12 protein-coding genes are annotated in these 12,705 nt (G+C 33.7%); all 12 read right to left on the minus strand.

What is annotated here, in order from left to right:
- Position 1 precedes the first annotated feature (1 nt).
- On the minus strand, positions 2 to 634 hold the full coding sequence (locus tag CS948_RS05845) for a sialic acid O-acetyltransferase (RefSeq protein WP_099290769.1): 633 nt from the start codon (positions 632 to 634) through the stop codon (positions 2 to 4).
- A gap of 33 nt (positions 635 to 667) precedes the next feature.
- Positions 668 to 1,834 (minus strand): glycosyltransferase, encoded by a 1,167-nt coding sequence (locus CS948_RS05850; RefSeq protein WP_099290770.1) that lies wholly within the window; start codon positions 1,832 to 1,834, stop codon positions 668 to 670.
- Between the two features lie 128 nt (positions 1,835 to 1,962).
- Positions 1,963 to 3,456 carry a hypothetical protein gene (locus tag CS948_RS05855; RefSeq protein ID WP_099290771.1) on the minus strand — a complete coding sequence of 498 codons (1,494 nt, stop codon included), beginning with the start codon at positions 3,454 to 3,456 and terminating at the stop codon, positions 1,963 to 1,965.
- Positions 3,429 to 4,298: a hypothetical protein gene (locus tag CS948_RS05860; protein WP_141560892.1), complete on the minus strand. Its 870-nt coding sequence runs from the start codon at positions 4,296 to 4,298 to the stop codon at positions 3,429 to 3,431. The genes CS948_RS05855 and CS948_RS05860 overlap by 28 nt, the downstream gene beginning before the upstream one ends.
- Positions 4,299 to 4,617: 319 nt before the next feature.
- Positions 4,618 to 6,081 carry an O-antigen translocase gene (locus CS948_RS05865; RefSeq protein WP_176554944.1) on the minus strand — a complete coding sequence of 488 codons (1,464 nt, stop codon included), beginning with the start codon at positions 6,079 to 6,081 and terminating at the stop codon, positions 4,618 to 4,620.
- A complete protein-coding gene (locus tag CS948_RS05870) occupies positions 6,074 to 7,183 on the minus strand; it encodes a DegT/DnrJ/EryC1/StrS aminotransferase family protein (RefSeq protein ID WP_099290774.1) in 1,110 nt (369 codons plus the stop codon). The genes CS948_RS05865 and CS948_RS05870 overlap by 8 nt, the downstream gene beginning before the upstream one ends.
- A complete protein-coding gene (locus tag CS948_RS05875; RefSeq protein ID WP_099290775.1) occupies positions 7,180 to 8,862 on the minus strand; it encodes a GNAT family N-acetyltransferase in 1,683 nt (560 codons plus the stop codon). Before CS948_RS05875 ends, CS948_RS05870 begins: the two co-directional genes overlap by 4 nt.
- Positions 8,855 to 9,277 (minus strand): FdtA/QdtA family cupin domain-containing protein, encoded by a 423-nt coding sequence (locus CS948_RS05880; RefSeq protein WP_099290776.1) that lies wholly within the window; start codon positions 9,275 to 9,277, stop codon positions 8,855 to 8,857. Before CS948_RS05880 ends, CS948_RS05875 begins: the two co-directional genes overlap by 8 nt.
- Complete coding sequence (locus CS948_RS05885) at positions 9,267 to 9,677, minus strand: FdtA/QdtA family cupin domain-containing protein (RefSeq protein ID WP_099290777.1); 411 nt, start codon at positions 9,675 to 9,677, stop codon at positions 9,267 to 9,269. Before CS948_RS05885 ends, CS948_RS05880 begins: the two co-directional genes overlap by 11 nt.
- Before the next feature lie 3 nt (positions 9,678 to 9,680).
- Entirely contained in the window at positions 9,681 to 10,571 is an 891-nt protein-coding gene (gene rfbA / locus CS948_RS05890; protein ID WP_099290825.1) for a glucose-1-phosphate thymidylyltransferase RfbA, read from the minus strand.
- A gap of 88 nt (positions 10,572 to 10,659) precedes the next feature.
- Positions 10,660 to 11,424, minus strand: coding sequence for a hypothetical protein (locus CS948_RS05895; RefSeq protein ID WP_099290778.1), 765 nt, complete (start codon positions 11,422 to 11,424; stop codon positions 10,660 to 10,662).
- Positions 11,425 to 11,531: 107 nt separating this feature from the next.
- Positions 11,532 to 12,053, minus strand: a complete 522-nt coding sequence (locus tag CS948_RS05900) for a UpxY family transcription antiterminator (RefSeq protein ID WP_099290779.1) — start codon at positions 12,051 to 12,053, stop codon at positions 11,532 to 11,534.
- Between the last annotated feature and the right edge of the window lie 652 nt (positions 12,054 to 12,705).

Genomic DNA, 12,705 nt, shown 5'->3' on the forward strand with positions numbered 1-12,705 from the left:
ATTAAACATCTATTTTTTTCGCAGGGTTCCCATGCACAGTTGTTCCTGTTTTCACACGGCGTATAACAAAACTACAAGCCCCGACTTGAGCGTTATCTTCTACAATTACTCTATGATTTAAAACAACAGAGGTATGTATTATCGTTTCATTCCCTATTCTTATCCCTCCGATACAAACGACACGCGTATCTATCCTGTTCCAATCACCAATAACGACATCATGTCCTACTATCGTATAATTCTGTATCAAATTATAATCGCCAATAATCGAGTCTGCACCAAAAGCAACATATGGACCAATTACATTACCTATTCCTAATTTTACGTTTGTTCCGACTCGCACTGTTGAATGAATAATATTAATAAATATTCCCCTCTTACGTAGTATTTTTTCACAACACATCTTCTTTGCATTTCCTCCCATTGAGCACGTAAAAACATCGTCAATTTGAGGCATATACTCATCAACGGAACCTAACACGGGCGGATAACCTTCATAAACATCCAATGCATTTAGATTATCATCTATAAAACCTTTTATAACAAACTCGTCCCCATATCCTGTACTTTCTCTCACCCAGTCATAAAATGTCCGCCCCATTCCTCCTGCACCAATGATTATTAAATCTTTCATGTTATCACAATATAATTATCCCAGATATCAAATTCATTTATTAGGTTCTAATCTATAATTTGTCAAAACTTCATCAAAAATAGTTGTCAATTTTGTAGTTATTTGTATTGGAGAAAAATGATTACGAGTGTCTTCAGCTATCTTGCCCCGATCATATGAAGAATAATTATCATACATGTATTTTAAAGCATCAACTAAAGCATTAACGTCTTCTACAGGAACTAAAAGACCATTAGAAGCATTTATAATTTCCTCAGGACCACCACACATAGTACCGATTACCGGTAAGCCTAATGCCATTGCCTCTATAAAAACAACTCCAAATGTTTCCATCCTCGAAGACAAGACAAATACATTACTATTTCCAAGTATATCAACTATTTCATTCTTAGTTTTACTTCCTAATAGATGAATATTATTTTCTAAACCCGCATTAATAATTTGCTTTTGTAGATTCTTTCTCTCAACACCATCACCTATAATATCTAACTTCCATTTGTCTAATGGGAAATCTACTTTTGTAAATGCTGAGATAAGTAAATCAAAACCTTTGAGCGTGCAAAGTCTTCCAATAGTAACAAAATTTATTTTTTTATTATCAACAACTGTAACATCTTGAAAAAACTCCGTCCCGAACATATTAGGTACCACAATGCTAGTTACATTAAAATGATTATATATCATTCGCTTTAACGATTCAGAAACAGTAATAACAGCATCAGCTTTTGAATACACTTCTCTTCCTCTTATTTTAACATGTTTAGATATATTTGTTTTGCATACTTCACTCCAATGCTCAATTACAACTAACGGCAAACTATATTTATATTTCAAATTGAGAACCCCATAAGAATTAAACAAATAATGAGAATATATAAGATCTGGTTTTCCATGTTTTTCTACAACTCTTTTAAATACATACTCAAACTGCAAGCTTTTCAACTTCCAAAAAGCTTTAATCCCTACTAAAAAATATACAATTTTACCCGGTATGATGTAATAGTTATAATAATCAACATCATTTATAATATGATGAGAAATTCCTAACTTTTTAAAAGATAAATGGGATTGACTGTCCACACTTATAACAACAACTTTATGGCCTGCCTTTTTTAAAATTTCAGCTTGATCTTTTTCAAAACATCCTCTATGTGGATCTCGTTTTGAGGGTATCCCCCTTGATACTAATAATATGAACATATATATAAATAAATCTTTCCCATCTTAGGGAATAAGTTAGAAGATAAATGCTTTATTTCTATTGCTTTTTTATAGCGAAGAAGTTTATTTAAACCATAAAAGAAGTATTATAGCTTATCGCAATATTTTTAATGATATTTATTCAAAATATTTCTTCCCAAACGAACAAACATTTTGGGCAAATATGGAATAATTTTAGGGAATAAATAAAATGTACGCAACTTAAATTCCTTAATTATCAACAAATAATAACTCATTATCTCCCTCTTTCGAAAAATACAATAACGCTTTTCCAACAACTCATAATCAATAAAGACCTCTTGCAATAGTATATCTTGAGGTTGTTGCTTCGCCTGAACAATTTGTTTAAGGCCAACGTCAAAACGCTCTTGCGTCATCAAATATTTATTCAAACACGCACCTATATATTCACGATATATGCGATCATTAATCAATTTCCCAGCTTCTCTATAGAAATCATCTAAATTATCGTAAGCTAAACGATACTCTCCAAATTCATCACCTAAATGCCTATCATCAATATTTAAATCATTCTCTAATTTTTCTGTAGAGGTATAAGCTAATACAGCTTTTTTATTACTAATTGCATAATCCCTCATTAGTCCCCCTCCAATAGGATAGGTTTGTAAGAATAAATCAACATGCCTAAATACTTCATTTATATCTCTTCTATATTCCAATAAAATCAACCTCTCTTGAAGTTTATTAGCGATTACAAACTTTTTTAATACACTATTATTATCTCTAGCAGCAAATAAAATAACTAATGCAGGATTCGCTATTAATAGCCTTTTCATTATATAAAAAAATGTATAATCTTTATCCATAACTTTATACATTCTACAACCTGTAAACATCAAAACAGTATCTTTTTTTATATGACTAGGAAATCCTTCAAAATCATTCTCATCAATAATCGGATAATAAGGCAATTTAAAAATATTTGCTTTGTTAAAAAACCTTCTTTGAAAAGATAATGTATATCCCCAATTTCTAAATTCTATAATATAATTAGTGCAATCAATTCCAGGCCAATATTGATGATCCCCTAGATTAATCCTATATTTATCTATAATATTAATTTTATACAAAACTAAAACATCTGCTAAGGAAAACGATGAATGGAGGAAAATTTTTTCTGGTTTAAAATCTTTTATCCACTGATAAATCAACTTTGCATGTTCTGAAAATTTTCTATTCTTCGGTATTTCAGATATTTGGGAATTTGGGTAAAGTTGAAGTTCTTTATATATTTGAGTATGCCATGCTTTTTTAGAAGTATCTTGAGTCCTGATATATAAAATATTTGCTCCCATTGCCATCAACGCCCTTATATATTGCTGTGTTATACCATGATTATCCCATGACAAAGAGTCGCAAAACACATAATTATTTTTTATTGGCTCATACTCCATTTCTTTGGGGAATAGCATATTAGATATCTTTTTTAAAATAACGTCTATACTCTTATTCCCAAAATCAACGCTAAAACTTTTTAGAAAATATACAATTCTCAACTTACATAATGCCTTATCAAAATTCTTATTTTTGATATCTTTTTCTACTTGAATAATTACTTTTTCCGCGATACAATCCGACATAAATTATTTTCTTTTATTATACCTATTGGAATATAAATCAACATTACATAAATAATCTGCTCTATAAATGGTCTTTGGTAAATTACACCATATAACAACATAATATAAATAATCCAATTCTTATTAAAACCGATACATCGCAATGAATACAATGAAAAACTTAACATGTACACGATAAAAAAGAACAATCCATAATTTACAATTATATCCTTATAAGAAGCTCCCCCAGCATTAAACCTCTGATTACTTCCTCTCCCTAATCCCCAAAAATACTCATCAGTATGCATAAATCGGTCGTACCATAAATCAAAATTTTGTGTCGTTCTATTTATCCCTACAAAATTTCCATCATCACCTAATTCAAAACGTCTGAATATTAAATTATAAAATACTTCATTTTTATACAAAACAAATAACACGATTAAAACAATACTCGTAATTAATAATTTATATCGAAAAGGAACTTTATACAATAAAATAATTAAAGATATTCCATAAAAAAACATAGAAAAAGAAAGTAAGCCTGCGATAAATATAATAATATTTGAATATTTTTTAAAATCATAATCTGAAAGGACTAAAAAAACTACAGCAAAAGTGCCAACAACTCCCGGTTCATCATAAACAGCAGAAAACCGATTAAATAAATATACTTTCCCTGGTTCATCATACACTAATAGAAAAGGATACTGATAGTAATAACCATCCTTCAATTCATTTAATGGAGAAATAATATTATAAGAAAAAGATACTCCAAGGATAGCAACAAATATATAAACAAATACTGATACACAAACAACTAATAAAAAGATAAATATAAATTTTTCAAATACTTTAGTCAAAAACCTTATTTCTATAAAAAATAAGAATATCGGAGAAATTAAAGATAATACACCAAAAATATTCAGCGTCTCTTGGTTTCTGAGAAATATTATTAAATATAACAAAGATAAAACAAAAACAAAAACAATATCCTTACTTTTTGGAAAGGAATATCTATTTCCAATAGAACATAAGAATAGCAACAACAATATAGTCCTCGGTATCCCCCAAACAAAATATGGCATTGACAATAGAAAAATACAAAATGCAACAAGCCATATGTGCAGATTATAAATATTCACTTTTGTACTACTTCGCATCATATAAATCCCCAAATACTCATTTTCTCCATATGTTCAATCCCACCCTATTATGTATTTCATATAACGAATAACCAACAATCACGAGGATGAATACAAACTTTATCAATAATGAATTTATCACATAACCATCAATGATATAATAGCATAAAATACACAACAAATAAAAAAGCAAAAAGAACCAGAAACTTTTTTTCAATTGTAGTAAATATTTCTTATATGACATGTATCCCACCAAAAAAAAATATATCAGATAGTTAAATGCATATGCATACCCTATTCCGATTAATCCCCAATAATAATACCCTAATAGATAGGCAGGAAGAGTAATAAATTTTATCCCTAACTCATTAAATAAAAATGCTCTACCGTCTCCCTTTGCTAAAAATGTAAAACCGAGAGACCAAGCTCCTCCTTTTATCAACGAACCAATTAATAACCATTTCACCATTGGAATAATACTATCAAATTCTTTCGTATATAATATACTAACTATATATGAAAGAAATACAAACATAATCATAATCATCGGCCCCAAAATTAAAAGAGCAATTTCAGCTTGCTCATTTACCCGTTTACAAAATTCATCTGGCACGCATGCAACTTGACTTAAACGAGGGTAATAATCTGTAGACATTGCAGTAAATACCATACCTAAATAGGATACATTAATTGCCCAACCTGCTTGATATAAACCTACATCATGAATCCCACTAAAAGACGTAATAAATGACTTTACACAAAATTCTACTAAAGTTACAGCAATTGCAGATATCGCCATCATAATCCCTAACTTAACTGTAGGAAGTCCTCTTCGATAAGCTTCTTTCAATGGAACACCTATTTTCTTTATTTGAATTCTTTGTGTATAATACCGACTAATCACAAAAGAAATCAAAGTCGTAACAATTAAAGCTAAAACGACACCATTCTCTCGTAAATAATAATATAATGGCAAAGTAAAAATAAGAGCACAAAAAGCACCTTGTACACGAGCTTTTGCCATCGCTTTCAGATGGCGAACTCCTTGCAAAATTGCGTAATGCCAATTAAACAAACAAGTAAAAAAAACAGCTATAGATAAAAAAATGAAAGAAAATATGTGATCATTAGAATTAAAAAACAATCCGCTCAATACAGGAGAAAGAAATATAGTCAACACCCCACCTATACCAGCAGTATATATTACCCATTTCCGTAAAGAAGCTATAATCACAGATAAATTGTAATTAGAGCCTTCAGGATTATTATTCAAAGATATTTCTCTAACAGCACTATTAGATAAACCAAGATTAGAAATAGAATATATCATCTGAACAGCTGTTGAAAAAACGCTCAAAATTCCCAACCCAAGGGGGCCTAACCATACAGCAACAAACTTAGAACGTACAATACCAATTAATATTGTAATGACTTGTACACCTCCAAATAAGCTAGTTGCTTTAAAAGCACTTTTATACCCCTCTTTTGAATTATTATTCACGATAGTCAAATCTATTCAGTACTTTTACCACGCTTTCGACCTCCACTCGGGTCAATACAGGACTCATTGGTAAACTTAACTCCTCATCATGGATTTGTTCCGTTATAGGAAATGATAACATATTCCATTCTTTATAACACTCCTGTTTATGAGGGGGTATGGGATAATGAATTATCGTTTGCACCTCATTATCATTCAAATATTTTTGCAACTCGTCTCTACGTTTACTTCGAATTGTAAATATATGAAATACATGCGCATCCCAATCATTCACAACAGGAACTGTTATCAGAGGATTAGTAATATTTTCTATATAATATTTTGCGATTTTCTTACGAATAGCCACATCTTCATCCAAATATTTCAACTTCACGTCTAATACGGCAGCTTGAATTTCGTCCAAACGGCTGTTACGACCACAATATTTGAATACATATTTTTTTAAAGAACCATAATTCGCAACAGCCCGTACAATCTCTGCCAATTTTTCATCATTCGTAGTTATCGCTCCCGCATCTCCTAATGCACCCAAATTCTTTCCTGGATAAAAACTATGTCCCGCAGCATCACCTAAAGATCCAGTTCGTTCCCCACGGAATTTACATCCATGAGCTTGAGCATTATCTTCAATTAATTTTAGATTATACTTCTTACATATTTCACCTATTTTATCTGTATAAGCGCATTGTCCATAAAGATGAACAACTAAAATCCCTCGCGTACGTTTTGTTATAGCTATTTCTATTTTACTATCATCTATTTGATAAGTCTCTATATCCGGTTCGACTAAAACAGGTTTCAATCCATTTTCTGTTATTGCTAATATAGATGCAATATACGTATTAGCAGGCACGATAATCTCGTCACCGGGCTGCATTATTCCCATCTCAATATAAGCACGAAATATCCAAATGAGAGCATCTAACCCGTTAGCACAACTAATAGAATATTTAGTTCCAATATATTGTGCATAGTTACTCTCAAATTTCTCGTTTTCGATTCCTTGCAAATACCTACCAGAATCTATAACACGCTCAATTGCATGATGTATCTCTTCTGAATACTTTTGAGTAACTTTTTGCAAATCCAAAAAATTTATCATAATGCTTTACTATATACAAATGAGTTATTTACTTCCCGTTCCAGCATATATTCGCCCTTTTCATACAAACGAATAGCCCTAACATTATCTTTTTGAACCTTCAATACAATTCGTTTTAGCCTCATTTCCATTGCTTTTTTTTCAATAAATCTCAACATTTTCATACCTATTCCAATACCCCAAAATTCTTTTTCCCCTATATACCCAAAAAATTCACCTTCTTCCTCTTTGACTATATTTTTGAGACCACAGGCTCCTATAGGTGTTGCTCCAAAAGAAATCCCCCATATCAAATAATCATTTTTACTCCCTAGTGAAGCAAACCATTTCAACGACTCGGATTTAGAAATATATTTCAAATTTACTTTATTTCTAATCTCGTCATCATTGAGCCAATTCCATGATTTTAACAAATATTTTTCATCAAAAAAGACAAAATCAACTTGTTCTTTTCCATAATTACAAAAATCTCGCAAAAAATTCAATTCTGCTTTTTTAATCGCTTCTATTGTTAAGACATCTTTTGCACCAACCAACATCTCGTATCCTGTATGATCCCTTCCATTGTCATCAATAATAGCCTTGTACAACTTATTTATCACCAAACCATCTCTATTTGAATACATTATACCTATTTTAGAATCCAAATATTTAGATAAATTCACATCACTTATAGCTTTGTATCCTTTAGGAATATCATATCCGAACCACATTGTAGATTGGCAACCATTTATATGATCAACATTACCAATATTACCACCATGAAGCATTGATATATAATCTGCTAAATAATCCTTTTGACTAGCAGCAGAAACAAGATGACTAGCGATAAAACCACTAGATCTAGCTCCTATCTCAACAGGAGTGAGAGTTCCGTCAGGTTTCATTATTAACTCTAAATGACCAAACGAATTTTTCAAACCGATTGCTTTATAACACTCCTTTCCTCTTTGCGCTATCAATTCATAGACATTATCTGGATAAGTATTTGAATTCCAATGCAATTTTACAGCAACTCTATTATTTAACGCATTTTTTGAATGATATTTTACTGATATACCATACACCACAACATTATCAAAATCATCACCTAGCATATCAACTGTAAATTCCTGTCCCTCCACAAATTCCTCCACAATAAAATCAGAATCAAAAGATATTTCTTGTGCCTTTTCAATAGCGCTTAATATTTCACTTTTTAAAGAACACTTCTCCAATATTGTTATTCCTCTTGAACTTGCAGCTATATCCGGTTTAATAATTAATTTGTACTCCTTATTTAAACCAATTATATATTCAATATTAATATCTTTTGAACTTTTCGATATACGATTAAAAATACCAGCACGTTCCCAATCTTCACGCATTTGAGCCTTAGAAAGAACCATGTTAAACTTATCAGGCATGACTTTTAATCCGTACCTCAAATTAATTGCATTAACAGTAGGGACAGCCAAATCAATACAAGAAATCGCTCCATCAATATCATAATTTCCACATTCCAACACCGATAAAACAGTTTTTGTATCTTTAACATCTACCTGAAAATGCAAATCTCCCTCAATTGCAGGAAACTCGTTCCAATCAATAACAATCACGGAATATCCATAAGACTTCAACTTATCAAATACGCCACGCAACAACATATTTCCTCCAAGTAACACAAAATACTTATTCATTATTCCTATATTCCTCAAATTTTTTATAATCCCTTATATAATCACTTTCATCATACTTTTCCGAAGCTAAAACCATACAAATTGAACCTGATGAAAAGTCATCCAAATCACGCCAAATTCCGGGTAGTATATATAGTCCTTGATAAGGTCTATTCAAGATAAACGAACGTTTTACACAACCATCATCCAACGTTACTTTAAAAGAACCACTTGCAGCTATAATTAACTGACTTAATGTTTTATGTGCATGAGCCCCTCTAGATTCACCTCCTGGGACATCATACAAATAATAAACTCGTTTCACGTCAAACGGGATTGTCTCTCCATTCTCTACCACCGAGATATTTCCTTTTCTCTCACTATGATGTTTATCCAACTCAATAATCGTGCAATCATAAACATTATTAAGTTTCATCTGTATACAATTTAAACAATTCATAATCATAGATATAATCTTCCTTCACAAAAGGAGTCGAAGCCAATACTAGAGCCAATGAATTCGTTGAAAAATTAACCATTTCACGCCATAAACCTTTAGGGACATAAAGACCGTAGTAGGAACGATTTAATGAGAATGTTTTTCTATCCATTCCATCATCCAAAACGACATCAAAACTACCGGAAAGCGCAATTATAAATTCTTGATTTTCTTTATAAGCATGCCCTCCTCTAACTCCCCCTCCTGGAACATCATATATCCAATATGTCCGTTTTATTTTAAAAGGAATATGCATATATTCTTCCACAAAAGACAAATTTCCCCGAGCATCAAGGAATTTTGGTAAACTAATTATTTTAACATTATCAAGAGTCACAATCTATCGATTTACTTTTATTTCTTCTATTACTTTAAATAAATATTGACCATATTGATTCTTTATAATAGGTTTTGCTAATTCTTTCATCTTATTTTCTGAAATCCAACCTTTACGATAAGCTATTGCCTCTAAACAGGCAATCTTCATTCCCTGCCGTTTCTCTATTACCTCCACAAAAATAGAGGCGTCCGCTAACGAATCATGCGTTCCCGTGTCTAACCAAGCAAAACCCCGTCCCAATAATTGAACTTTTAGTTCACCTTTTTTCAAAAATTCCTGATTTATAGTTGTTATTTCCAACTCACCTCTTGCTGAAGGTTTTATTTTCTTAGCAATTTCAACAACTTTGTTCGGATAGAAATAAAGTCCTACAACGGCATAATTTGATCTTGGTTTTTTTGGTTTCTCTTCTATACTCAAAACATTACCTTTTTTATCAAATTCTGCTACACCATAACGTTCTGGATCTTCTACATGATAACCAAAAACAGTAGACTTCCCCTCAATTTCAGCCAAACGAACCGCATCTTCTAACTTTGGACGGAATCCTTGACCGTAAAAGATATTGTCTCCCAACACGAGACAAACACTATCACCCCCTATAAATTTCTCTCCGATAATAAAAGCCTGTGCCAACCCATCCGGATTCGGCTGCTCTTTATACTCAAAACGTACTCCATAATCAGAACCATCCCCTAATAATCGTCGAAATCCAGGTAAATCCTGCGGCGTGGAAATAATCAAAATCTCCCGAATCCCCGCCAACATTAACACTGATATAGGATAATAGATCATTGGTTTATCATACACCGGCAACAATTGCTTACTTACCCCTTTAGTAATAGGATATAATCGAGTTCCAGACCCTCCGGCCAATACAATCCCTTTCATAAAAATATTATTAATATTTATCAAAAGAAGCGTCCCCTCCGGTATAATAGCTTGATCCGGCATAGAAGTACCGTCGAGGGTGACGCTGTTACCGGGGGTTGCGTAACCCGGCATATCTCTCGTTGTAAGCGGCGAACTCCCGCTTTGCAAGTATATTAAACACTTTTATTGTAACATCAAAACCATTCTCCCGCGATTGCAGGAATCGTTTGACAATCTCCTCCTCCTCTTGCCTCACGGTGATAACCAAACGCGCACGCTCTTCCCCCAGACGCGTATGTTCTTCCAACGGCAACATCATCGCCCCGACCGCATCATCATACAGGCAAATGGCATCCCACCAAGACAACAACATTTCACGATTTCCACCCCGCGTATACCCCAACGCCTCTGTCACCAATCGTCCGGCAAGTTCTCCACACTCCTCGTCTCCGGCAAAATAGTAACAGTTGCACAACAAACGGCAAATATTCGGCGTGCGACAAGGCAACGCAATCTTGCCGTTCCCCCGTGCCGAGAGAATCCGGTATGCCGCATCCAAACCGTTTTTCAAGTAACTCAAGTCCGAGTACACCTGGTAGACATCCATCTTGTCCGCTGCATAACCCGCCCGGGTATCCACAGAAATATCATCGTTTTGCAACTGCCCGGGATACAAGTGAACGATCGATTTCGCTCGCTCGTGAATGATACCGGGAGTTCCAAAATCACGCTCCAGCCACGGGTACACCCGTACCATAGAGTACACCGTCAGGTAACCGTGTAACAAGCCCGACAATCGTGCCGGGGGATACGACCGGAGATCAAGGTTGTCCAATTGCTTGTACAAATCGTGAAATAAACCTTTTTCCATTTGTATTTTTTGATTTACGATTTTAGATTTATGATTTCAATTGTACTTGTTGACACTTTTTTCAATCGCAAATCGTGATTCATAAATCTTAAATTAATCCATTTGTTTTACTCTATTTTTTCCAAGAATGAACCCGGGATATAAGACGTGGCGATCGATGCCACTCCTTCCAAGCGGATTACCACCCGTTTGTGCCCTCTCAAACGCACCAATTCGCCTTCCAGTCCCTGTAACGGACCTTTGATCACCCGAACCCGGTCTCCTCGCTTGAGGTCTTTATTCAATATCTCGATGCCGGCAGGCGAGAAATCCAGCAGGAACATGAAATCTTCCATTTGCTTGTCAGGAACGATCAAAGAACAATGCCCTTCTATATCTTTCAAGTAAACGATATTCAGTGAACACTCGTTGATCAGGGAGAAACTCGTCACCTTGTCCGTGTGGATAAAAATCAACCCATGAATCAAAAGCACGCGGATCATCTTGCGACCCAACGGGGTTTCCCGCACTTGTTCTTCCAGCGGGAGGAAATTCTCTATTCCCAGTTCGTCCAGTTTCTTCTTGATCAATAATTCCTGGTTCACTCGCGTGTAAGCGACATACCAGTGTAGTTGTTTCTCCTTGATCATGTAATTATTTATTCACCTTCTTTACAAACGTTTTTTTGATACTTCGGCAATTCCGCGGGATGAGCCGACCGGACGCGCTTCGCGCACTAACCCTCTCACCGGTTTTGATTTATTGCCATGTGTTTCACGCACCCCACTTAAACAGTGCTATGTATTATAGACGCACGAAAGCTGTTTCGCAAAACGATATTTTATATCAGAAAACGATCATTTAATGATATTAACAATATTAATATTCACTTTTATGTACACACAAGTGTAAACACCTAATTACGAGAGTCAAAAAAAAATCTAATAAAAGTATTGCGATACTCAAAATTGATGTATATTTGCACCGCATCAAACGATCGTTTAAAAATATCACATAACAATCTTATACTCAACTCCAAAACTCCACCACATCACTGTTTTGCCCCATTGACGATTAATACTACTCTTTTTAACATCATCCCGTTTTCTCTTCCACCAATACCTATAGAAGACCCATTGTAATTATACCCAAATAATACCGTAATCATACCCCTCCTTCGTTCTTCCTCCGTTTATCCTCTGAACATCCTATAATCTTTCATATAGAAACACTGGAGCAGAACTACTCGAACATCAGCCCTATGAACTTATTACCTTGGGTTCTCGGTAGGATTGCATTGGG

It is taken from the genome of Butyricimonas sp. Marseille-P3923, assembly GCF_900184685.1.
GTDB classification, from domain to species: domain Bacteria; phylum Bacteroidota; class Bacteroidia; order Bacteroidales; family Marinifilaceae; genus Butyricimonas; species Butyricimonas muris.